18 protein-coding genes are annotated in these 22,367 nt (G+C 58.8%); 12 read left to right on the top strand and 6 right to left on the bottom strand.

The window, feature by feature from the left end:
- Positions 1 to 71: 71 nt before the first annotated feature.
- The 8 genes from KFS80_RS01225 (at position 72) to KFS80_RS01190 (ending at position 7,822) form a co-directional block, all read left to right on the top strand.
- Positions 72 to 893 (top strand): substrate-binding periplasmic protein, encoded by an 822-nt coding sequence (locus tag KFS80_RS01225; protein WP_212543768.1) that lies wholly within the window; start codon positions 72 to 74, stop codon positions 891 to 893.
- A 9-nt stretch (positions 894 to 902) separates the two neighbouring features.
- Positions 903 to 1,259: a DUF4398 domain-containing protein gene (locus KFS80_RS01220; protein WP_212543767.1), complete on the top strand. Its 357-nt coding sequence runs from the start codon at positions 903 to 905 to the stop codon at positions 1,257 to 1,259.
- Positions 1,256 to 2,068, top strand: a complete 813-nt coding sequence (locus KFS80_RS01215) for an OmpA family protein (protein WP_053122522.1) — start codon at positions 1,256 to 1,258, stop codon at positions 2,066 to 2,068. The genes KFS80_RS01220 and KFS80_RS01215 overlap by 4 nt, the downstream gene beginning before the upstream one ends.
- Positions 2,069 to 2,360: 292 nt before the next feature.
- Positions 2,361 to 3,800 carry an aminotransferase-like domain-containing protein gene (locus KFS80_RS01210; RefSeq protein ID WP_212543766.1) on the top strand — a complete coding sequence of 480 codons (1,440 nt, stop codon included), beginning with the start codon at positions 2,361 to 2,363 and terminating at the stop codon, positions 3,798 to 3,800.
- A gap of 79 nt (positions 3,801 to 3,879) precedes the next feature.
- Positions 3,880 to 4,347 (top strand): translation initiation factor 2, encoded by a 468-nt coding sequence (locus KFS80_RS01205; protein ID WP_212543765.1) that lies wholly within the window; start codon positions 3,880 to 3,882, stop codon positions 4,345 to 4,347.
- A 166-nt stretch (positions 4,348 to 4,513) separates the two neighbouring features.
- Entirely contained in the window at positions 4,514 to 4,768 is a 255-nt protein-coding gene (locus KFS80_RS01200) for a YkgJ family cysteine cluster protein (protein ID WP_053122516.1), read from the top strand.
- 41 nt (positions 4,769 to 4,809) lie between these two features.
- A complete protein-coding gene (locus KFS80_RS01195; protein WP_053122514.1) occupies positions 4,810 to 5,415 on the top strand; it encodes an START domain-containing protein in 606 nt (201 codons plus the stop codon).
- 313 nt (positions 5,416 to 5,728) lie between these two features.
- Positions 5,729 to 7,822: an LTA synthase family protein gene (locus tag KFS80_RS01190; protein ID WP_212543764.1), complete on the top strand. Its 2,094-nt coding sequence runs from the start codon at positions 5,729 to 5,731 to the stop codon at positions 7,820 to 7,822.
- A 74-nt stretch (positions 7,823 to 7,896) separates the two neighbouring features.
- Here the strand turns inward: KFS80_RS01190 and KFS80_RS01185 are convergent, their stop codons facing one another.
- Positions 7,897 to 8,055 (bottom strand): DUF3309 family protein, encoded by a 159-nt coding sequence (locus KFS80_RS01185; RefSeq protein WP_169432680.1) that lies wholly within the window; start codon positions 8,053 to 8,055, stop codon positions 7,897 to 7,899.
- Between the two features lie 311 nt (positions 8,056 to 8,366).
- On the opposite strand from KFS80_RS01185, the gene KFS80_RS01180 reads away from it, so the two are divergent.
- The 3 genes from KFS80_RS01180 to csrA all read left to right on the top strand — a co-directional run bounded on the left by KFS80_RS01180 (position 8,367) and on the right by csrA (position 9,903).
- Positions 8,367 to 9,182: an SDR family oxidoreductase gene (locus KFS80_RS01180; protein WP_053122510.1), complete on the top strand. Its 816-nt coding sequence runs from the start codon at positions 8,367 to 8,369 to the stop codon at positions 9,180 to 9,182.
- 63 nt (positions 9,183 to 9,245) lie between these two features.
- Positions 9,246 to 9,578 (top strand): YnfA family protein, encoded by a 333-nt coding sequence (locus KFS80_RS01175; protein WP_053122508.1) that lies wholly within the window; start codon positions 9,246 to 9,248, stop codon positions 9,576 to 9,578.
- Between the two features lie 139 nt (positions 9,579 to 9,717).
- A complete protein-coding gene (gene csrA, locus KFS80_RS01170) occupies positions 9,718 to 9,903 on the top strand; it encodes a carbon storage regulator CsrA (RefSeq protein ID WP_053122506.1) in 186 nt (61 codons plus the stop codon).
- A 5-nt stretch (positions 9,904 to 9,908) separates the two neighbouring features.
- Here the strand turns inward: csrA and KFS80_RS01165 are convergent, their stop codons facing one another.
- From KFS80_RS01165 to KFS80_RS01150, 4 genes are all read right to left on the bottom strand, one after another.
- Positions 9,909 to 10,136 carry a YheU family protein gene (locus KFS80_RS01165; protein ID WP_003192759.1) on the bottom strand — a complete coding sequence of 76 codons (228 nt, stop codon included), beginning with the start codon at positions 10,134 to 10,136 and terminating at the stop codon, positions 9,909 to 9,911.
- Between the two features lie 164 nt (positions 10,137 to 10,300).
- Positions 10,301 to 11,491, bottom strand: coding sequence for an osmoprotectant NAGGN system M42 family peptidase (locus tag KFS80_RS01160; RefSeq protein ID WP_212543763.1), 1,191 nt, complete (start codon positions 11,489 to 11,491; stop codon positions 10,301 to 10,303).
- A 139-nt stretch (positions 11,492 to 11,630) separates the two neighbouring features.
- A complete protein-coding gene (gene ngg / locus KFS80_RS01155) occupies positions 11,631 to 13,376 on the bottom strand; it encodes an N-acetylglutaminylglutamine synthetase (RefSeq protein ID WP_053122502.1) in 1,746 nt (581 codons plus the stop codon).
- A 3-nt stretch (positions 13,377 to 13,379) separates the two neighbouring features.
- Positions 13,380 to 15,152, bottom strand: coding sequence for an N-acetylglutaminylglutamine amidotransferase (locus tag KFS80_RS01150; protein ID WP_212543762.1), 1,773 nt, complete (start codon positions 15,150 to 15,152; stop codon positions 13,380 to 13,382).
- A gap of 316 nt (positions 15,153 to 15,468) precedes the next feature.
- On the opposite strand from KFS80_RS01150, the gene KFS80_RS01145 reads away from it, so the two are divergent.
- Entirely contained in the window at positions 15,469 to 20,289 is a 4,821-nt protein-coding gene (locus tag KFS80_RS01145; protein WP_212543761.1) for an NEL-type E3 ubiquitin ligase domain-containing protein, read from the top strand.
- 3 nt (positions 20,290 to 20,292) lie between these two features.
- On the opposite strand, the gene mnmC is transcribed toward KFS80_RS01145, so the two are convergent.
- Complete coding sequence (mnmC, locus tag KFS80_RS01140) at positions 20,293 to 22,272, bottom strand: bifunctional tRNA (5-methylaminomethyl-2-thiouridine)(34)-methyltransferase MnmC2/FAD-dependent 5-carboxymethylaminomethyl-2-thiouridine(34) oxidoreductase MnmC1 (RefSeq protein WP_212543760.1); 1,980 nt, start codon at positions 22,270 to 22,272, stop codon at positions 20,293 to 20,295.
- Positions 22,273 to 22,367: the final 95 nt, after the last annotated feature.

Here is a 22,367-nt window from a genome sequence, read left to right as displayed (position 1 = left end):
TTCACTTATAAAGAGCCCGACCTTTTGGTCGGGCTTTTTTTTGTCTTGGATTTGAGTGGGAGCGTTTCGCCATGGATCTGCGCTGCGGATGGTTGTTGGGTTTGGCCCTGTTGCCCGGTTTGGCCGTGGCCGCCGGCAAGTGCGAGCGCCTCGTCGTCACCGGCAGCCCGGATGCGCCGCCGTACCTGTGGCAGGATCCACAAAATCCCAAGCAACTGATCGGCGCCAGTGCCGACCTGCTTCAACAAGTGGCCAAGGATCTCGGCATCAAGGTCGAGTTGCTCTACGCCGGCAAACGCTCGCAAGCCCTCGACGAAGTGCGCAGCGGGCGCATGGACATGCTCGCCGACGCGCCGCTGATCTTCAACGAGCTGGAAAACCTCGACTACATCTACCCGCCACTGCTGGAAAACGACTACCTGGTGTGGACGCGCAAAGGCTCGACACTGGTCTATAGCGAAGCCAAAGACCTGCAGGGTCACGCAGGCGCGTTGTCGGAAAAGTCTCGAATGACGCAAGGATTCAGTACTTTCGCCGAGCAGAATCTGGCCCTGACCAAGACAGCCAACCTCACCCAGGCCCTGCAGAAATTGCTCCTCGGTGAAGTGGAATATGTACTCGCCGGCCGCTACTCGGGCATGGCCGCCGCGCAGGCATTGGGCATGGCCAATGATCTGCTGGCGTTCGAGCAACCCATCGACCGCCCGGGCCTGTTCCTCGCGGTTTCCCACAACTCGGCCTGCAACGATCCGTGGTTGCGCGGACAGCTAGCCAAAAAGATGACAGAATTGCCCGCGTCCGGACTGACGGAAGCCGTGCTGCAACGCAATATCGAGCGCTGGAAGGCGCAGCAGCAACAGCCGCAACAACCTGTCAGTGCCCCAAAACAGTAGGGATTCTTAGTGAGTATTCGACCTCTTTTCGCGGCGATGGCCGTTCTGGCTCTGGCCGGTTGCGCCAGTGATCCGGCACCCAACGAACAAATGCGCCTCACCGAGCAGGCCATCACCCAGGCCAAGGCTGTCGGTGCCACCGCTGATGATGTGCCGGAAATGAAACTGGCCGAAACCAAATACGATCGAGCCAAGGGCAACATGGCCGACGAGTCCTACCGCAATGCGCGGATGCGTTCCGAGCAGGCCGAACTGGATGCGCGTCTGGCCGAGGCCAAAGTGCTCACGCAAAAAAGTGAAGAACAGGTGAATGTGCTCAACACCCGCATCGTCCGTCTGCGCAAGCAACTGGGAGATGCTCAATGAGCCTCAAGTCGAAAGTCCTTGGCGGTCTGATCCTCGCCGGTTGCGCCAGTCTTTACGGCTGCGCCGGTCAACACAGCGAAACGGCATTGCAAGAGGCGGGTGCTGACTTTCAGAAAGTCAAAGAAGACTCGAACGTGCTGCGCATCGCGCCGAAAGACGTGATCCGCGCCGGGGAATCCCTGGCCCGCGCCGATCGCCTGTCGACCTATTGGGGCAGCGGTTCGGACGTGGTGCATTACGCCTACCTGAGCCAGCGCTACAGCGAAATCGCCCGCGAGCACACCAATCAGGTGCTCAACGAAGAACGCATCGCCAAGCTCGAACTCGAACGTCAGCGCCTGCAACTGGCCCTGCGCGAATCGAAACTGCTCAGCGTGCAGCAACAAGGCAAATGGCTCGAAGAGCAGATCGTCGCATTGGCCACTACGCAGACCGACCGTGGTCTGGTGATGACCCTCGGTGACGTGTTGTTCGACACCGGTGAAGCGGAGCTGAAAAACTCGGCCAACCGTGTCGTGCTGAAAATCGTCCAGTTCCTGCAACTGAACCCGAAACGCGTAGTGCGCATCGAGGGTTACACCGACAGCACTGGTGGCAAGCAGGAAAACCTCAAACTGTCTCGCGACCGCGCGCAAGCGGTGGCCGACGTGCTGATGGATCTCGGTATCGAGGACAAACGCATTCAGGTCGAAGGCTACGGCGACGAATACCCGGTGGACGTCAACGCTTCCGAGCGTGGGCGGGCACAGAACCGTCGCGTGGAAATTGTCTTCTCCGACGAAAAAGGCCAGCTCGGCGCCGCCCGCTAAGCAACGCAAAACCCTGTAGGAGCTGCCGAAGGCTGCGATCTTTTGACTTTTCTTTTTGAAGATCAAAAGATCGCAGCCTTCGGCAGCTCCTACACAGTTCCCACAAAAGCCCGGCCTGTCATGCAGCGCCGGGCTTTTTTACGTCTGTCGATTGGCTCGCAAATCGGTACAGTCGGGGGCAGACACTGCACTGTATGGTCGAGTATTGTGGCAACTGTCCCAGTACACTTCTAAACTGTTCCGGTATTGTTTCACACAAGAATAAAATGCCCGTGAAATCGAGTGCTGCGTCATGACCAATCTCTTGCTCTACCAACGTATTGCTCAACAACTGGCCGAAGACATCCGCCGTGGTGTCTATCAACCGGGGGAGCGCGTGCCTTCGGTGCGCAAGATGAGTTCGCAGCTCAACGTCAGCCATGCCACGGTGTTGCAGGCGTACGCCAATCTCGAAGATCAGGGGCTGATTCGCGCCCGTCCGCAGTCCGGTTATTACGTCCACCGGACCCCCGCACTGACCGCGCCAACGCCAGACATTGCCCGAGTTGAACGTCCGGGTCTGGTGACGCGCAGCAGCATCATTCAACAGGTTTTGGTCGAGTCGCGCCGCGAAGGTGTGTTCCCGTTGGGTGCCGCCGTGCCGAGCGTCGATTATCTGCCGGTGCGCGCACTGCATCAGCAACTGGCCAAAGTCACCCGATTCCACAGCCCGCGCGCGTTCAGTTACATGTTCAGCCCCGGTTTCGAACCGTTGCGCCGGCAGGTGGCGATTCGCATGCGCGACGCCGGTGTCGTCGTCGATCCGTCAGAAGTGGTGATCACCCACGGTTGTGTCGATGCCTTGCAGATGTCGCTGCGCGTGCTGACCCGCCCGGGTGATCTGATCGCCGCTGAGTCGCCGACTTATTACGGCTTGCTGCAACTGGCTGATCTGCTTGGCTTGAAAGTCATCGAAATCCCGAGTGATCCCGCCACCGGCATGAGCCTCGAAGCTCTGCAACTGGCGGCCAACCAATGGTCGATCAAAGCGCTGGTGCTGACCACGCGCTTGAGCAATCCGTTGGGTGGCACCATGCCCGAAGAGCGCCAGAAACAGTTGCTGCGACTGGCCTCGGATTTCGATATCCAGATCGTCGAAGATGACATCTATGGCGAATTGATGTTCGAGCAGGGCAAGACCAAAGCGCTCAAGGCTTACGATCGACTGGATCGGGTCATTTACTGCTCGAGTTTTTCCAAGACCTTGTCGCCCGGCGTGCGTATCGGCTGGATGATTCCCGGTAAGTATCAGCAGGAAATCCAGCGTCTGCAGACCTTCAGCACCCATTCAGCCTGCAGTGTCACGCAGATGGCGATTGCTGCGTATCTGGAAAACGGCGGCTATGACCGGCATTTGCGCTACATCCGTCAGGAGTACCGCAAGAATCTCAGCGCTTTCCAGTTGGCGGTGCAGCAGTATTTCCCAGAGGGCACGCAAATGACCCGGCCCACGGGTGGTTTCATTCTTTGGGTGAGCTTGCCGGGGAGGGTGAATACGCAGGATTTGCACGTGCGCGCCTTGCAGCAGGGCATCAGCATCGCGCCGGGGCTGATCTTCAGTAATACCGAGCAGTTCAACCACTGTATCCGCCTGAATTGCGGCATTCCGTGGAACCGCGAGGCGGAGCGGGCGTTGATGACTCTGGGCTTGCTGGCAACGCAACTGTGTCAGGAAACGGCGGGCGGTTTCTGAACGAACGGCGCGTCATGCTTGTCATGTGACGTGCAACAGGCCAGCATATGGCCCTCTGCCGTTAATGTCGTTGGAGTTCATGAAAGCGATTTTTCCTGCCGCCTGGGTTGTGCTTTGCCTGCTGATGATCGGCCATGTGCCCGATGTCATGGCGTCTGGCCCGGAAAAACCGGCAGCGACCACGCCGGCGAAAAAAGCGCCGGCAGTGAAGAAGGCCGCAGCTGCGAAACCAGCCCAGCAGAAAATCGTGAAAAAACGCCCACCGGTGGCTTCCAAATCGAAGTCCGCCCGTGAAGTGGCGAAAACCCCGCTGCCGTCGACCAAACTCGATCTGAGCCTGCCCAAAGACATGGTTCAAGAGTTGAAGCCTAAGGGCTCCGTCGAGATGCCCAAGCGCGAGCCGATCCTGCCGCAGATGTTCGGCGAGAAAAACACCGGGTTCCAGCTCAATGGCCGTTTGCTCAGCAACGAAATGCAGTTGCAGCTGCGCAACGAAGAGCGTCGGGAAGTGGAAGGCGCGGCGCTCGATTTCGAATTCAAGCAATAAACAGCATGTTGCTGTGACCCGCAGACCAGACGCTTTGTCGGAGACTGGTCAGTCACATTCAGTAATCGCTAAAAACCCCGGTTCAGGCAATTTAAAACAGCCGTTTTAGCGGTTACTCTGTTCCGCGTCCCTTTTACACATCGCCCGTCGCGAGGAATTGTTCGTCATGAAATGCCGTGAAGGCTGTGGCGCTTGCTGCATCGCCCCCTCCATCAGTTCGCCGATTCCCGGCATGCCTGATGGCAAACCTGCCGGCGAACGTTGCGTGCAACTCTCGGTCGAAAACCTGTGTAATATTTTCGGCCGCCCCGAGCGCCCGGCAGTCTGTTCCGGCTTCTCTGCCGACATCGAAGTCTGCGGCAGCAGCTCGGAAGAAGCGATCAGGCTGATCGGCTGGTGGGAACAAATGACGGCGGCGTGATGTGTCAAACGAACGGAACTTCAACAATAAGGAATAAGACTATGGGTTCGCTGCATCGTATCGCTGTGTTGTGTGGTTTGACCGCTGTGCTGGCCACCTCGGTTGCCCAGGCGGAAGACTGGAAAGTCGCCAAGAACGAAGACGGCATCAAAGTCTCCCTGAGCGAAGTGCCGGGTTCGGACTACAAGTCCTATCAGGGCGTCGCGCTGATGAAGACCACCGTCGCCAAACTGCGCGCGCTGCAGGAAGACGTCTCCGGTGCCTGCGCCTGGATTCACGAGTGCAAGACCCAGAAATTGCTCAAACACGAAGGCGATCAGAGCTGGACTTACACCCAGTTCAACACGCCTTGGCCAGTCACCCCGCGTGACTCGGTACTTAAGGTCACCACCGTTGAAGGCGCCGACGGCAGCCTGACCCGCAACCTGGAAGGCCTGCCGAAGTACATTCCGGAAGAAAAGGGCTTCGTTCGCGTTGAACAGGTCAAAGGCTTCTGGAAGTTCGTACCAAAAGGTGATCAGGTTGAAGTGACTTACCAGGTTCACACCGAGCCAGGCGGCAGCGTGCCGGCGATGGTTGCCAACAAGTTCGTGGTCGACGCACCGTTCAACACCCTCAAAGCTCTGAAAGAACGCGCCGAGAAGTAATCAGCCCGCTCTACACAAAACGCCCCGACCGATTCGGGGCGTTTTGTTTTGTATCTATATTGTGTTTCCAGATATGCGTTGCACGAAATTTTCACAAAGTGTTCCAGACAATTCGCCCGCGCTGTTTGCACGTTGCCGCTGTCTGCTGCCGCTTGAAATGAAACTGTCTGGCGGCGGGGCAGTAATCAATGGCAATGGTGCGAACGATCGTGCAACATTTGCGCACCGCGCACGCCCCGGGGCCTGGAATGGCCAATAGAGGGCAGGGCGCCGCTGTATTTTTGCAACTTCAACTAATGGGTCCTAAAACGACATGGCAAACCCGGACGCCCTGAATCAGCAGCGATCTTCTGCTCGCCTGCTGCAACCGACCGTCAAATCGCATCTGGCCTACACGCTGCTTTGTGCGCTGGTCATGATGGTGATGTTTTCCGTGCTGCGCCTCGCGCTGCTGGTCTACAACCGCGAGATGATCCTCGATACCCCCGCTTCGACGTTCCTCGAAGCTTTCGCCAACGGCCTGCGTTTCGACCTGCGCCTGGTGGTTTACCTGTGCATTCCGTTGGTACTGGCGCTGTTCAGCGCACGGGCCATGGCAGCACGCGGTTTCTTCCGTCTGTGGCTGACCATCGCTTCGAGCATCGCGCTGTTCCTCGGCCTGATGGAGATGGACTTCTACCGTGAGTTCCACCAGCGCCTTAACGGTCTGGTGTTCCAGTACGTGAAAGAAGACCCGAAAACCGTGATGAGCATGCTCTGGTACGGTTTCCCGGTGGTGCGTTATCTGCTGGCGTGGGTCGTCGGCACGGTGATTCTGACCTTGGCGTTCAAAGGCGCTGATCGTGCAACGCGTCCGCGCGGGCCGTTCAGCGGCGGTACCGTCAGCACCCGTCAGGTGGCGCCGTGGTACACCCGCGCTGCGGTATTCGTGGTGTGCCTGTTGATCTGCGTGGTTGCCGCGCGTGGCACCCTGCGTCAGGGCCCGCCAATGCGTTGGGGTGATGTCTACACCACCGATTCCAACTTCGCCAACCAGCTCGGCCTCAACGGTACGCTGTCGCTGATCGCCGCTGCGAAAGACCGCATGGGCGAAGACCGCGACAACATCTGGAAAGCCACACTGCCGCAAGAAGAAGCGCAGAAAGTGGTGCGCGAGATGCTGGTGATGCCGGACGACAAACTGGTCGATGCCGACATCGCTGCCGTGCGCCGTGATTACACGCCGCCGGCCGACAAGACCCTGCCGATCAAGAACGTTGTCGTGATCCTGATGGAAAGCATGGCCGGTCACTCGGTCGGTGCATTGGGCGCGCCGGGCAACATCACGCCGTACCTCGACAAACTGTCGAAGGAAGGTCTGCTGTTCGACCGTTTCTTCTCCAACGGCACGCACACCCACCAGGGTATGTTCGCGACCATGGCCTGCTTCCCGAACCTGCCGGGTTTCGAATACCTGATGCAGACCCCGGAAGGCAGTCACAAACTGTCCGGCCTGCCGCAGTTGCTCAGCCACCGTGATTACGACGACGTGTATGTCTACAACGGTGACTTCGCCTGGGACAACCAGTCGGGTTTCTTCAGCAACCAGGGCATGACCAACTTCGTTGGCCGTAACGATTTCGTCGATCCGGTGTTCTCCGATCCAACGTGGGGCGTGTCCGACCAGGACATGTTCGATCGCGGTCTGGTCGAGTTGAAGGCGCGTGAAAACGGCAAGCCTTTCTATGCGTTGCTGCAAACCCTGTCCAACCACACGCCATACGCCTTGCCGTCGCCATTGCCGGTCGAGCGCGTCACCGACCGTGGCAGCCTCAACGAACACTTGACCGCCATGCGTTACTCCGACTGGGCATTGGGTCAGTTTTTCGAGAAGGCGCGCAAAGAGCCGTACTTCAAAGAAACCCTGTTCGTCATCGTCGGCGACCACGGTTTCGGCAATGAGCGTCAGATCACCGAAATGGATCTGGGCCGCTTCAACGTGCCGATGCTGATGATCGCGCCGGGCATCCAGGAGAAGTTCGGCACCCGTGACCACACCGTGGGCACACAGATCGACATCGTGCCGACCATCATGGGTCGCCTCGGTGGCGAAGTGCGTCACCAGTGCTGGGGCCGTGACCTGCTGAACCTGCCGGAAGGCGACACCGGTTTCGGTGTGATCAAGCCGTCGGGCAGCGAGCAGACCACTGCCATCGTCACCGCAGACCAGATTCTGGTACTGCCGAAAGACAAGGACATGTCGGCGAAGGTCTATCAGTACCAACTGGGCGCCACCCCAAGTGCCGAGGTTATTCCGGATGCACCACGCGCTGCCGAGTTGAAACACAAACTCGAAGCGTTCCTGCAAACGGCGACCAAGAGCCTGATGGACAACACCGCCGGTGTGATTAACGGCAAGCCGGACTAAGCGCTGTAAAGTAAAAGTCCGCGCAATAAAAAAGAGGCCCTGAAAAGGGCCTCTTTTTTTTGCCGGCTAGAGGGTTATATCCGACCCAGTAGCAACAGCACCAACAGCACGACCAGCACCACACCGATGATGCCCGACGGACCATAACCCCAACTTCTGGAGTGCGGGAAGACCGGCAGACCACCGATCAGCAACAGGATCAGGATAATGATAAGAATTGTGCCCATGTCGATTTCCTTGTTGAGAGAGTTCGAGAAGTCTTGGTGTTCAAGGGGCGACTGGAGACTAAGTAATTCCAGACGGCTTACAAAATCCGACTGGTGCGAATGAAAGAAAATTCAATGTTTTTTTAATGTATTTGGATTTCAGGCTTATTTCCTTTAAGGCCAAAGATCAACAGATCGCAGCCTTCGGCAGCTCCTACAGGAATTCGTGTACGGCGCGATCTTTTGATCCTCCATTCAGCAACTTGATGGAGCGTGGGCGCACACACAACCTTCGCTACACTCCGCGCATCTTCCCCAGAACAACAAGGCTGTCTGCTATGCAAAATCGCATGATGATCACTGGCGCGGGCTCAGGCCTGGGTCGCGAAATCGCGCTGCGCTGGGCGCGTGAAGGCTGGCAACTGGCCTTGTCCGACGTCAGCGAACCCGGCCTGCAGGAAACCCTGAAAATGGTGCGCGAGGCGGGCGGCGACGGCTTCATCCAGCGCTGCGATGTGCGTGATTACAGCCAACTCACAGCCTTCGCACAGGCTTGCGAAGAAAAACTTGGCGGCATCGACATCATCGTTAACAACGCCGGCGTCGCGTCAGGCGGTTTCTTCAGCGAACTGTCGCTGGAAGACTGGGACTGGCAGATCGCGATCAACCTGATGGGTGTGGTCAAGGGTTGCAAAGCGTTCCTGCCGCTGCTCGAACAAAGCAAAGGCAAGATCATCAACATCGCCTCGATGGCCGCGCTGATGCAGGGCCCGGCAATGAGCAACTACAACGTCGCCAAGGCTGGTGTCGTGGCGCTTTCGGAAAGTCTGTTGATCGAACTGGCACAACAAGAAGTCGGCGTGCATGTGGTCTGTCCTTCGTTCTTTCAGACCAACTTGCTTGATTCTTTCCGTGGCCCGACCCCGGCAATGAAGGCGGCGGTCGGCAAGTTGCTAGAGAGTTCGCCGATTACCGCAGCGGACATCGCCGACTACATCTACCAGCAAGTCGCTGCCGGCGAGTTCATGATCCTGCCTCACGAACAAGGGCGCATGGCGTGGGCGATCAAGCAGAAAAACCCGCAACTGCTCTACAACGAAATGACCTCGATGGCGGAGAAAATGCGCGCCAAGGCCAAACAGAACAACGGCTGACCTTGCCCGTAGCGGATTGCGTCGTTAGGGTGACCGCAATGGTCACCCTGTCGAGACGCGTCAATGCTCAATTACTTGTGGTTCTTCCTCGCGGCGCTGTTTGAAATCGCCGGTTGTTACGCTTTCTTCATGTGGCTGCGTCAGGGCAAAAGTGCGTTGTGGGTGATCCCGGCGTTGCTCAGCCTGACGTTGTTCGCATTGTTGTTGACCCGTGTTGAAGCCAACTATGCCGGTCGCGCCTACGCCGCTTATGGCGGGATCTACATCGTCGCGTCGATTGGCTGGCTGATGGTGGTCGAGCGAGTTCGCCCGTTGGGTTCGGACTGGATCGGCGTGGCGCTGTGCGTGATCGGCGCCAGCGTGATTCTGTTCGGGCCGCGGTTTTCCGCTGCCTGAATTGCTCGATTTGTCGGAAGCGTCTGACAGCCAAGGGCTTGCCAAGCTGTAGGGCAAGACTGAATTGCCGGCCACACATTGTGGCGCGCCAGCAAGCCGCGCATCTTCAGGGTTTGCCACCCCCTGAAGGACGAACCTCATGCTTGTACTCAGCCGTGTTGTCGGTGAGTTGATTTCCATCGGCGACGATATTTCCCTGCGCGTGCTGTCCGTCAACGGCTCCAGCGTGCGCTTTGGCGTCGAAGCGCCGAAGAAGGTCAATGTGCACCGCGCCGAAGTCTATGAACGAATCCAGCGCAAGCAGGCCCGCGAAGGGGCCCGCTGAGGATTTCAGTCGAACAGGTGCTTGGGCACGTCGTGCTTGAGCATCAACTGGCACTGCTCGCTTTCCGGGTCGAAGACGATCAACGCCTGGCCTTTGGTCAGCGCCTGACGTACGCGCAGCACGCGGGTTTCCAGCGGCGTGTCATCGCCGTTGTCGGTGCCGTCGCGGGTGACGAAATCTTCGATGAGGCGGGTGAGGGTGTCGACTTCAAGAGCGTCGTAAGGGATGAGCATGGGCACCTCGGCTGAATCAATGTCGGGATGCTACGGCGATTGCCGGTTGGCTGCCAGTTTTGTGTAGTCAGTACCGGCCTCATCGCGAGCAAGCTCAGCTCCTACAGGAAACGCGGTCAACTGTAGGAGCCGAGCTTGCTCGCGAAGGCGGCCTAATGGTCACATTAATTGTCGGAGCGCTGCCCTACCAGACTATCCACCGGCGGCACCCGCGTTTCGCTCTCCATCTGCGTGTCATGTTCAATCTGATGACTGAAGCGATCCAGCGAAGCATTCGCCGGCGCCGCATCACTGGCAAACACCGGTGGGCTCAAGATGTACGCGCCCAACAATCGGCTCAGCGCGGCCAGACTGTCGATGTGCGTACGCTCATAACCATGTGTCGCATCACAACCAAACGCCAGCAGAGCGGTACGAATATCGTGCCCGGCCGTCACCGCCGAATGCGCATCGCTGAAGTAATAACGGAACAAATCGCGCCTTACCGGCAACTCGTTTTCACTGGCCAGCCGCAACAAGTGTCGCGACAGATGATAATCATACGGCCCGCCGGAATCCTGCATCGCCACGCTCACCGCGTGTTCGCTGGAGTGCTGTCCCGGCGCGACCGGCGCAATGTCGATGCCGACAAATTCACTGACGTCCCACGGCAATGCCGCCGCCGCGCCACTGCCGGTTTCTTCGGTGATGGTGAACAGCGGATGGCAATCGATCATCAATTCCTGACCGCTGTCGACGATGGCTTTCAGCGACGCCAGAAGCGCAGCAACGCCAGCCTTGTCATCGAGGTGACGGGCGCTGATGTGGCCACTTTCGGTGAACTCCGGCAGCGGGTCAAACGCCACCACGTCGCCAACGCTGATGCCCAGCGAATCGCAATCGGCCTTGGTCGCGCAGTAGGCGTCCAGACGCAGTTCGACGTGATCCCAACTGATCGGCATCTCATCCACCGCGGTGTTGAACGCATGCCCGGACGCCATCAACGGCAACACACTGCCGCGAATCACACCGTTGTCGGTGAACAGGCTGACACGACTGCCCTCGGCGAAACGGCTCGACCAGCAACCGACGGGGGCGAGGGTCAGGCGACCGTTGTCTTTCACCGCGCGGACGGCGGCGCCGATGGTGTCGAGGTGCGCGGAGACTGCGCGGTCAGGGCTGTTTTTCTTGCCCTTGAGCGTGGCGCGAATGGTGCCGCGCCGGGTCATTTCGAACGGGATGCCGAGTTCTTCGAGACGCTCGGCGACGTAACGCACGATGGTGTCGGTGAAACCGGTCGGGCTGGGAATGGCGAGCATTTCCAGGAGGACTTTTTGCAGGTAGTTGAGATCCGGTTCGGGGATTTGTGGGGTCATGGAAACTCCTGATGGGTTGAGCACTGATCGTTCCCACGCTCTGCGTGGGAATGCAGTCCGGGACGCTCTGCGTCCCAAATGGACGCGGAGCGTCCGGTGAGGCGTTCCCACGCAGAGCGTGGGAACGATCAGGAAGGGGTTAAATGGCCGGCTGACTGTGCGGAAACAACAAATCAACAAACCGCTCCGCCGTCGGCTGCGGTTCATGATTGGCCAACCCGGCGCGCTCGTTGGCCTCGATAAACACGTACTCCGGCTGATCCGCCGCCGGCACCATCAAATCGAGGCCAACCATCGGAATGTCCAGCGCCCGCGCCGCACGCACTGCCGCGTCGACCAGCGTCGGATGCAGAATCGCCGTGACGTCTTCCAGCGTGCCACCGGTGTGCAGATTCGCGGTACGGCGCACAAACAAATGCTCACCCGCCGGCAGAATGCTGCTGTAGTCATACCCGGCCGCATGCAAGGTGCGCTGGGTTTCGTGATCCAGTGGAATCTTGCTCTCGCCACTGGTAGCCGCTTGCCGACGCCGACTTTGCGCCTCGATCAACGCGCCAATCGAATGCTGACCATCGCCAACCACTTCCGCCGGCTTACGAATCGCCGCCGCGACCACTTCAAAACCGATCACCAGAATTCGCAGATCGAGGCCTTCGTGGAAACTCTCCAACAGCACTCGGCTATCAAATTGTTTCGCCGCTTCGATGGCCTGCTGCAGCTCTTCGATGTTCTGCAGATCCACGGCCACACCCTGGCCCTGTTCACCGTCGAGCGGCTTGACCACCACCCGTTGATGCTCGTCGAGAAAGGCCAGATTGTCGTCGGCATTGCCCGCCAGTTGCTGCGACGGCAGATTCAGACCGGCCGCTTTCAGTACTTTGTGCGTCAGGCTTTTGTCCTGACACAGACTCATGCTGATCGCGCTGGTCAGGTCGCTCAGCGATTCACGGCAACGCACGCGACGGCCGCCATGGCTGAGCGTAAACAACCCGGCGTCGGCGTCATCCACTTGCACATCAATGCCGCGCCGATGCGCTTCTTCAACGATGATCCGCGCATACGGATTGAACTGCGCCTCCGGCCCAGGGCCAAGAAATAGCGGTTGATTGATACCGTTTTTGCGTTTGATCGCGAAGGTCGACAGGTTGCGAAAACCGAGCTTGGCGTAGAGGTTTTTCGCCTGACGGTTGTCGTGCAACACCGACAGATCGAGATAGCTCAAACCGCGACTCATAAAATGCTCGACCAGATGACGCACCAGCACTTCGCCGACACCCGGCCGTGAGCACTGCGGATCAACCGCCAGGCACCACAGGCTGCTGCCGTTTTCCGGGTCGTTGAACGCCTTGTGATGATTCAGGCCCATGACGCTGCCGATCACCGCGCCGCTGTCCTCATCCTCGGCCAGCCAATACACCGGGCCGCCCTGATGGTGCGGGGTGAGCAGGGTGCTGTCGATCGGCAACATGCCGCGCGCCTGATACAACAGATTGATCGCCTGCCAGTCCGCCTCGTTCTGCGCCCGGCGAATGCGGAACCCGCGAAACACGCGGGTGGCCTGACGGTAATCGCTGAACCACAAACGCAACGTGTCGGACGGATCGAGAAACAGCTGCGTCGGTTCCAGCCCGAGAATCTGCTGCGGCGCAGCCACGTACAGCGCGATATCGCGTTCGCCGGGCTGCTCGTTGAGCAGTTCCTGCGCCAACGACGCCGGGTCAGGAAAGGTGTGGCCGATCAGCAACCGGCCCCAACCGCAATGCACCGCGATCGGCTCGGCGGCCAGCGCGCTGCCGTCTTCAGCCAAGCGTGCCTGCAAGCGTTCATAGGACGGAGTCTGACCGCGAATCAGCCGTTGGTTGATGGCCGTGGCGTGGGGTTTCATCGATCAGATTCCTTGTTCACTGAGCCACAGGTTCAGAGCAGCCAGTTGCCACAGTTTCGAACCGCGCAACGGCGTCAGTTGGCCTTGCGGGTCGGTCAGCAATTTATCGAGCATGGCCGGGTTGAACAGGCCGCGATCCTGACTCGGATCGAGCAGCAGTTCGCGCACCCAGTTCAGCGTGTCGCCTTGCAAATGCTTGAGGCCAGGCACCGGGAAATAGCCTTTTTTGCGGTCGATCACTTCACTCGGAATGACCCGGCGCGCGGCTTCTTTCAGCACCTGTTTGCCGCCATCCGGCAGCTTGAATTTGCCCGGCACACGGGCCGACAGTTCAACCAGTCGGTAGTCGAGAAACGGCGTACGCGCTTCCAGGCCCCAGGCCATGGTCATGTTGTCGACACGTTTGACCGGGTCATCGACCAGCATCACCGTGCTGTCCAGACGCAGCGCTTTGTCCACTGCAGCGTCGGCGCCGGGCTGTGCGAAATGTTCCTTCACGAAGTCGCCGGCAGCGTCATTCGCGGTCAGCCATTTCGGTTGTACGGTGGCGGCGTAGTCGTCGTAACTGCGGTCGAAAAACGCGTTGCGATACGCCGCGTACGGGTCGGCCGCGCCGTCGACTTGCGGGTACCAGTGATAACCGGCGAACAACTCATCCGCGCCCTGGCCGCTCTGCACCACCTTGCAGTGCTTGGCTACTTCACGCGACAGCAGATAAAAGGCGATGCAGTCATGGCTGACCATCGGCTCGCTCATCGCGCGGAACGCGGCGGGCAGTTGCTCGATGATTTCTTTTTCGTCGATGCGCAGCTGATGGTGCTGCGTGCCGTAGTGTTTGGCGATCAGATCGGAGTACTGGAACTCGTCACCGCGCTCGCCGCCGGCATCCTGAAAACCGATGGAAAAGGTCGACAGATTCTCCACGCCGACTTCACGCAACAGACCGACGAGCATGCTCGAATCGACACCGCCGGACAGCAGCACGCCGACATCGACGGCGGCACGTTGACGAATCGCCACCGCTTCGCGAGTGCTGTCCAGCACGCGGTCGACCCAGTCTTCCAGCGTCAGATTTTTCTCGTCGTCGTGTGGGCCGTAAGGCAGTGTCCACCAGGTTTTCTGCTCGGTGGTGCCATCGGCTTCAACGCGCATCCAGCTCGCTGGCGGCAGTTTTTCGATGCCAGCCAGCAAGGTGCGCGGCGCAGGCACCACGGCGTGGAAATTCAGGTAGTGATTGAGCGCCACCGGATCGAGGATCGGGTTGATGTCGCCGCCCTTGAGCAGCGCCGGCAGGGCCGAGGCGAAACGCAAACGCTGACCGGTACGCGACAGGTACAGCGGCTTCACGCCGAGACGGTCACGGGCGATAAACAGACGCTTGGCATCGCGCTCCCAAATGGCAAAGGCGAACATGCCATTGAGTTTAGGCAGCAGCGCTTCGCCCCAGGCGTGATAGCCCTTGAGCAGCACTTCGGTGTCACCGCCGGAATAGAAGGCATAACCCAGCGCTTCGAGCTCAGCGCGCAATTCCGGGAAGTTATAGATCGCGCCGTTGAAGGCCAGCGACAGGCCGAGTTGATTGTCGACCATCGGCTGCGCCGAACCGTCCGACAAGTCCATGATTTTCAGGCGACGATGGCCCAGGGCAATCGGCCCTTGAGCATGAAAGCCCCACGCGTCAGGGCCGCGAGGCGCCAGGTGATGGGTGATTCGCTCGATGGCTGCAAGGTCTGCAGGTTGTTGATCAAAACGTAACTCGCCAGCTAATCCGCACATAAAGTCCTTACCGGTTTTTCCGTTGGGGAGGGTATTTCTTCAGCGGCCGACATGGCCGGTACTCAGAAACTGACCCGGTGCGGTTGTGGGAGTTTTAGAACGATGAGTTATAAGCGCGTGTATCCGACAGCGCGTAATGACAAAGCGAGCGCCGCACCACTTACCAAATGATCGAATTCAAATGGCGGTATATAGATATTTTATCGGTGCAAAAAACTGTTGAATAACCCCGGTTTCAGCCGTTTTTTTAGGTTTTTTATTTTTCCTCGGTGTTGATATGGTCGTCGTTCGAACCCGCAATAAAGGACTATTGCAGATGCCGACCACAGAAATAAAAACGCAGTCTCAAGATCTGACTTTGAACACGTTGCTCGACGCCACTGGCGATCTGGACAGCGCCGAAGCCTTGCAAAAAAACCTGCCCGCTTTTTTGCTGAAATGTTCAGCCACCCAACTCGCGGCGATTGATCGAACCACTCGAGAGTTGCATGCCGTTCAACTGACAGTCGAAAAGGAGCTGGCCACGCTCAAGCCGTTGCACTCCTTTTGTATCGATGAACTGACCGTTGCGCTGCGCCAGAAATGGCCGGTGGATTTCGACGTAGAAAAGGATTTTCTGAGCCTGCCCGGTGCCGATTGCGGCTGCGAGCCGATATCGACAGATGAAAACGGCGTAAAAACCTTTCCGGCGGCCACGCAGACGTTGCTACAGGCCGCCATGCAGAATTTCACCGAAGAGGAAGCAGCAGGCGGATTTCCCGTCGGCAGTCAGGTCGTCGTACAAAGCACTCCGGGCGGCGTAAGCGGTTTGACGGTGGCAGCCTATGCCGGGCTATGCCGTGAGCTGGATCTTGGTAAACGCTATCAGGCGCATTTTCAGCAGGTTTTCGGGCCTTTGGAGGGTGACGACAAGGCCGTGGTGCGCAACGCCATGGTTCACGACATTGCGAGCATGAAAAAGCTGTTGTTGCAATTGGACACCCAACTCGCCGCCATCAAAAATCACATCACCCCTGCCGGTTTGCAGACTGTGCAACGGCTTATTGACGCCGAGGGTGTGGTGTCGGCGGCAACGCTGCTCTACAACAAACAGACACTGATGATGCAAGGCCTGGAGATTTTCGACAGCTGCGTCTGGGGTGTCGTGGTGTTTTGCGCCCATTCGTTCGAATCGCATCCTCAGGAACCGTGCCTGGTGTATATGGCAGGAGAGCCCGAGCGCGCGTTGTACGAATACCCGAGCTTCAATGCGTTCAAACAGTACCTGACGCAAAAGTTGAAGGATCGGCGCTACAAGGATTACTTCGCCAACAGCATTGATGAAGATGATAAGGCAGATTTTTTCAAGGCTGTCGCCGATTCCGCTGAGTTGGGATCCATCAAGTCGTTGCCGATCACGGTGCCGCTGTTCGAGTTCATGATGCAAAGTCACGTAGGCAAAATGCAGGTTGATGCACGCAAACTGGCGGTGCCGACCGCCGACATTGATGACGATGCACGCCGCAAACGTCTGCTGGATTTTCTCCAGCTCGGTGTCACCGTCGCCTCCGTAGCAGGATTTTTTGTACCGGTGCTCGGCCAACTGATGATGGGCGTTGCGGTAGGGCAATTGCTTGGCGAGGTGTATGAAGGCATCGAGGACTGGCAGCGGGGCGACCAGCAGGAAGCGCTGTCACACCTGCTCAGCGTGGCGGAAAATATTGCACTGATGGGCGTGTTCGCGGGTGGCCAGAAAGTCGTTGGCACGCTCGGACGCCATCTGGTGCGTTCACATCCGGCGTTCTTCGGCCAGTTCACCGCGATATTCAATCAGGCCGGCAAACCACGCCTGTGGAAACCTGATTTAAGCCCTTACGAGCATGACCTTCCGCGCGGATTCACGCTGGCTGAAGGAACCGAAGAACTGCATCAGATCGGCAGCACGGAGTACGGCCGCGTCGGGCACCGGATTCTTGCGGGCACTTTCGATTCGGCATCGCGTACCTGGCGCCTGCAACACCTTGGACGCCCTGAAGCGTTCTCCCCTGTACTTGAACGTCACGTCGAAGGTGGCTGGCGCACTCCGGCCGAAGACACAGAACAGTGGCGCAGCGCGGCGTATACCCTCAAACGCATCGATCCACAGCTGTGTGATTTTACCGATGCCGAACTGGACATGATGCGCAGGATCAGCGGCGACCGCTACGAAGCGTTGCAGCGTGCCTTGCACGACAATCTGCCGCTGTCATCCCGGCTGCGCGACAGCGTGGAGCGACTGCGTACGGAGCGACGGTTACGCGTGCTCATCGCCGAGCTTGAGCGGGGCGAAACCCACTCAGGGCAACCTGTGCATGAACAGTTGCGTGCGTTGTCGAAGCTGCCCGGCTGGCCCACAGACCGTTACATCGCGGTCACCGATGCCGCGGGCGAAGTCACCGCAACCTACCCTCTCACTGCGGTGCGCGATGATCGTCTGAGTGTGGTGATCACTGAAGATCAATTGGCCGAAGGTCAATTGCTGCAAACGGTAATCGATGGTTTGTATCAGAAGGAAGTCGATGCCTTGCTGGGGGGCAATCCCGGTCGTCAGAACGAGCGCGAGATTCTCGCTAAAAAACTCGGCTCACGGCTCAAGGCTGATCGTCCGGCGGTGTTCCAGCGAATGTATGAACGCTACGACCGGATCGAGGCTGACGATGTGCAGAAGCTGCGCAATACGTTTGTCGAGCTGCCGGCGCGCCATGCGCAGCGTCTTATCGATCAAGCGCCGAGTGTCGAGCGTCTGCACCTGCGTTCTAGCGGTCGAGTGCCTGTCGGTCTGGCGCAGAAGGTCAGGGCCGCGACCCATCAGGTACGTGTTGATCGTGCGCTGATCGGGCTTCATTTGCCGGCAATGGCCAACCCGGACACTGAAAAACTGGCCATACAGTTACTGCCCCGTCTGAGCGGCTGGGATGCACAACTGCGGCTTGAGGTACGAGAAAAAACCCTGAAAGGGCCTTTGCTGGAAGCGATTGGTGTCGCGCCGGCGACGCCCTTGAACACCCGCACTTTGGTTAAATCCAATGGCGGTTATGAGGTGTTTGATGGCGACAGCAAATCGCTGGGACGGGTTGAGGCGGGGGCTGACGAGCGCTATCAAGTCATTCTCAAGGCGCTGACTCCTGCGCAACGTGCCGCCGCCGGTTTCCCCGATCCGGTGCCTGCTGATGGGGCTCGACTACGCAACAAGCTGCTTGAAACTGCACTGGACGAGCGCGAGGTGACTGCGCGGATATTGATCTCCGGCAAGTCTGAGCCGGTTGTTTTCGAGCCGGCTTGTGTGCAGGCCGATCAGGTGATGACGACGACTCATCCGCGAGCATTGCTGCGCAAAGTCTTGAGGCTTTTCCCCAGCTACACCGAGACCCAGGCCAGCCAATTGATCGATCAGTTGGGCAACGACCCGCTGACCCGGGCAACCGGTGTTAAAGCGTTGCGTGAGGATCTGCGCAGCCTGCGCGATGCACTGGAACTCTGGAGCGAGGATGAGCCCGCGATAAGGGCGCTCGGCGGGGATGGGCAAGAGGTGCGTCATAGTCGCAAAGCCACCGCTGAACTGATTGAGGACAGTTTTCGGCGACTCTTATGGGTCAGAGACGCCAATGGCCAGCCCGTTTGTACCTTGAATCTGGACGGCATGCGAGTCGGCAAACTGCCCACCCTGCCACCTGGTCTGAAGTTCGACCACATCAAACGATTGTCGTTGAGGAACATGGAGCAAGGCGACGATATCGCGTATTTCCTTCGCTCGTTCAAGCAAGTTGAAACGCTGGAGCTTGATCGCAATAAGCTCACTCGGCTGCCGGAAATGCTGTCGTTCATGCCTGATCTGGGTCGGTTGAGCCTGGCGGGTAACCAGATCAGGCTGACCGAGCAGACGCTGTTGAAGCTGAGCCAGTTGCGCACGCTTCACAGTTTGAATCTGAGCGGCAATCCGCTGGGGGCAACCCCGGATGTCAGTCATATGTTGAAATTGCGCTCTCTGGCACTGCGCGAGACCGGTGCTACGGAATTGCCCAAAGGTGTGGCACGCTTGCCGGATCCGGACTGGGTGGATTTGCGCAACAACGAAATAAAGGTATTGCCGGATTGGCTCTTCACAACCCCGCGCCGTTTCAGTGAGGCACTTAACCTGCGATTCAATCCATTGTCCGACGTCAGCAACACGCACCTGTCCAATTACCGGGAAAACATCGGCGTCGGCATGGGCTATCTGGATAACGATAATGCCCGTCTCGATGAAAACCAGGCGCGATCGCTCTGGTTCACTGACGGCGCGGGGGAGGACTGGAATCGTCGTAACCGAATCTGGACGGCATTGAAGGATGATCCGAGGGCCGAAGGATTATTCCATTTGCTGGCGGAACTCAGTCATACCGCCGATTCCGAGAAAGCGACCAAGGACATGCATCGACGGGTCTGGGCAGTACTCGAAGCGGCGGAGCAGCGAGCGCCGTTGTACGAACAGATCCTCGATCTGGCGGCCAATCCGATCAACTGTACGGACAGTGCGGCGATAAACTTCAGTCATCTGGAAATCGCCGTTGAAGTCGACAGGGTGATCAACCCTGCTGAAGGTCGGGTAAATGGTGCCAAACCCCTGATCAAACTCGGCCGTGGTCTGTTCCGCCTGGATCAGTTGAACCAGATCGCTCAAGAACATGCTGACAAGAATCCGACCGCCGATCCTTTGGAGGTCAACCTCGCGTATCGCACCGGCCTCGCCGATGACCTGGATTTGCCGGGGCAGCCGCGGTTCATGCGTTATGCATTACTGGGCGGTGTGACCCGTGCTGATCTGGACATTGCGAAGAACAGGATCATTACGGCTGAAGCTTCAGCGCAGTGGGTGACGTTCCTGCAGCGCCAGTCATTCTGGTGCGATTACCTCAAACGCACGTTCAGTCGCCAGTTCTCCAACATTGACGAGACGTTTTCACCGCAGCTGGATGCCGTATTTGAACAGGCGAGCACACTCAGTTCCGCCGATTATCTCAGCCAGATGGATGCGATCAGGTTCCAGCGGGAGCTGGCTGAGGAAGCTGTGCTGACACGCCTGACCGACGATGCGATACGTTTGGTTAATCTGGGGATCTGCGCCTTGCCCCAAGGGTAAAAGCTACTTGCCGCGAATCAGACGGCGCAGCGCAAAGCGATTGGGATGGCACGCCTCAGCGACACTTCGCGGCAGCGGCAACGGTTCGTTGTCGAGCCAGGCGGCGAGCAATTCACCCGACAGCGGTGCGGTGATCAGACCGCGAGAACCGTGGCCGCTGTTGACGTAGAGCCCGTCAAGCCACGGGCAGGCCACGTCCGGAACCTGGCGGGCATCTTTGGCTAACGTGGCGAATGCCTGATCGAACGCTTCGCGGTCGGCGAGGGGGCCGACGATCGGCAAATAGTCGGGGCTGGTGCAGCGGAATGCGGCGCGGCCCTGAAGGTTTTCGACAGGCTGTTCGCTGATGTGCAGACGCGACACGAGGTCGCTGGAGATTTCTTCGAGCATCGCCAGATTGCCTTCGTGTTCGGCGATGGTCGGGGTCAGGTCGTCGCTGTTGAAATCGAAGCTCGCACCGAGGGTATGTTCGCCCAAACGTGCCGGGGCGACGTAGCCTTCGGCGCAAACCACGGTAGTCAGGGCCTGGCTTTCTGCGGTCTCGGCAAGGCGAGTGATTTGTCCGCGAATGCGCTTGAGCGGCAGCTCGGCACTTTGCGCAAAACGTTTGATCTCGGCGGCGCCGGCCAGCACCACGACCGATGCGCTGGCCAGTAAGCGGTAACCGTCGAAAGCTTGCCACTGATCGTCGACTTTGCGCAGTTCCAGTACGTCGCGATGGCTGAGCAGTTCGATGTTCGGTTGCGCCGCTTGCGCCTGACACAGCGCCGGCGGATGCACCCAGCCGCCCTCGGGATAGTACAAACCGCCGTGAACCAGACCGATGCCGGCGCGGTGTTGCGCTTCGGGCTGATCGAGCCATTGCAGTAAATCTTCGGGGAAGGCTGCGGCCAATTGTGCGTGGCGCTCGGCTTCCTTGGCGTTGAACGCCAGTTGCAGCACGCCGCAATCGTCCCAATCGGTGCCGCGTTGCAGGGTTTCCAGCAAGCGACGGGTATAGCCGAAACCGCTGACGATCAATTGCGATAACGCGGTGCCGTGGGCGGAGAGCTTCAGATACAGCACGCCCTGCGGATTGCCCGAGGCTTCTTGCGCCACGCCATCGTGGCGCTCCAGCAAGCTCACTTGCCAACCGCGCGCGGCGAGGCTGGAAGCGGTGGCGCAACCGGCCAGTCCGGCGCCGATTACCAGTGCACGACGTTCGCCTGCCACTGGGGCAGGGCGGGCGAACCACGGTTTTACCGGGGCGGGTGGCGCAACGTCTGACGGCCAACCGAGGAACTCGCCACGCAGAATTTCCCACTTATGGCCAATGCCCGGCGTGCGCTTCATTTTGAAGCCGGCGGCGTTGAGCAAACGGCGTACCCATCCGGTGCTGGTGAAGGTGCTGATGGTCGAGCCGGGTGCCGCGAGTCGTGCCAGTTCGACGAACAGTTCCGCCGTCCACATGTCGGGGTTTTTCGCCGGGGCGAAACCGTCGAGAAACCATGCATCGATCTGCGCATCGAGTTGCGGCAATTGCTCCAGCGCATCGCCGATCAGCAGGGTCAGCGTCACGCGACCGTCGGCCAGGGTGATGCGCTGAAAGCCTTGATGGATGGCTACGTAATGCTTGAGTAATTGATCGGCCAACGGTTTGAGTTCTGGCCACAAGGCCAATGCCCGTTGCAGATCGGCCGGGCTCAGCGGGTATTTTTCGACGCTGACAAAATGCAACCGCGCCCCGGCCACGGTGTGTTGTGCGAACAACTGCCAGGCACAGAGAAAATTCAGCCCGGTGCCAAAACCGGTTTCGCCGATAACCAGACGACCGTTTGCCGGCAGCGCAGCAAAACGCTCGGCCAAGCGGTTTTGTTCGAGGAACACATAGCGGGTTTCATCCAGACCGGACTTGTCGGAAAAATACACGTCATCAAACACTCGCGAACGCGGGCGTCCCTGTTCATCCCAATCGAGTTGGGCGTGGGGCAATACGGGTTTCATGGCAGGCTCGGCAACGACAAGGCGGCCATTCTAGCCGATCGGGCGAGGGGTGCTTGATCCATGGCAAGGTCTGATCCAGGGGGCCATGGAAAATG

Source organism: Pseudomonas rustica (assembly GCF_018336155.1).
In the GTDB taxonomy this organism is placed as follows: domain Bacteria; phylum Pseudomonadota; class Gammaproteobacteria; order Pseudomonadales; family Pseudomonadaceae; genus Aquipseudomonas; species Aquipseudomonas rustica.
Note: the sequence above shows the minus strand (reverse complement) of the source record. Positions and strands in the feature narration are given on the sequence as shown.

Bases quoted from the DNA above. Each gene is read 5' to 3' on its own strand.
- KFS80_RS01225 (WP_212543768.1), top strand. From the start codon at position 72: ATGGATCTGCGCTGCGGATGGTTGTTGGGTTTGGCCCTGTTGCCCGGT.
- KFS80_RS01215 (WP_053122522.1), top strand. From the start codon at position 1,256: ATGAGCCTCAAGTCGAAAGTCCTTGGCGGTCTGATCCTCGCCGGTTGC.
- KFS80_RS01210 (WP_212543766.1), top strand. From the start codon at position 2,361: ATGACCAATCTCTTGCTCTACCAACGTATTGCTCAACAACTGGCCGAA.
- KFS80_RS01205 (WP_212543765.1), top strand. From the start codon at position 3,880: ATGAAAGCGATTTTTCCTGCCGCCTGGGTTGTGCTTTGCCTGCTGATG.
- KFS80_RS01200 (WP_053122516.1), top strand. From the start codon at position 4,514: ATGAAATGCCGTGAAGGCTGTGGCGCTTGCTGCATCGCCCCCTCCATC.
- KFS80_RS01195 (WP_053122514.1), top strand. From the start codon at position 4,810: ATGGGTTCGCTGCATCGTATCGCTGTGTTGTGTGGTTTGACCGCTGTG.
- KFS80_RS01190 (WP_212543764.1), top strand. From the start codon at position 5,729: ATGGCAAACCCGGACGCCCTGAATCAGCAGCGATCTTCTGCTCGCCTG.
- KFS80_RS01180 (WP_053122510.1), top strand. From the start codon at position 8,367: ATGCAAAATCGCATGATGATCACTGGCGCGGGCTCAGGCCTGGGTCGC.
- KFS80_RS01175 (WP_053122508.1), top strand. From the start codon at position 9,246: ATGCTCAATTACTTGTGGTTCTTCCTCGCGGCGCTGTTTGAAATCGCC.
- csrA (WP_053122506.1), top strand. From the start codon at position 9,718: ATGCTTGTACTCAGCCGTGTTGTCGGTGAGTTGATTTCCATCGGCGAC.
- KFS80_RS01165 (WP_003192759.1), bottom strand. From the start codon at position 10,136: ATGCTCATCCCTTACGACGCTCTTGAAGTCGACACCCTCACCCGCCTC.
- KFS80_RS01160 (WP_212543763.1), bottom strand. From the start codon at position 11,491: ATGACCCCACAAATCCCCGAACCGGATCTCAACTACCTGCAAAAAGTC.
- ngg (WP_053122502.1), bottom strand. From the start codon at position 13,376: ATGAAACCCCACGCCACGGCCATCAACCAACGGCTGATTCGCGGTCAG.
- KFS80_RS01150 (WP_212543762.1), bottom strand. From the start codon at position 15,152: ATGTGCGGATTAGCTGGCGAGTTACGTTTTGATCAACAACCTGCAGAC.
- KFS80_RS01145 (WP_212543761.1), top strand. From the start codon at position 15,469: ATGCCGACCACAGAAATAAAAACGCAGTCTCAAGATCTGACTTTGAAC.
- mnmC (WP_212543760.1), bottom strand. From the start codon at position 22,272: ATGAAACCCGTATTGCCCCACGCCCAACTCGATTGGGATGAACAGGGA.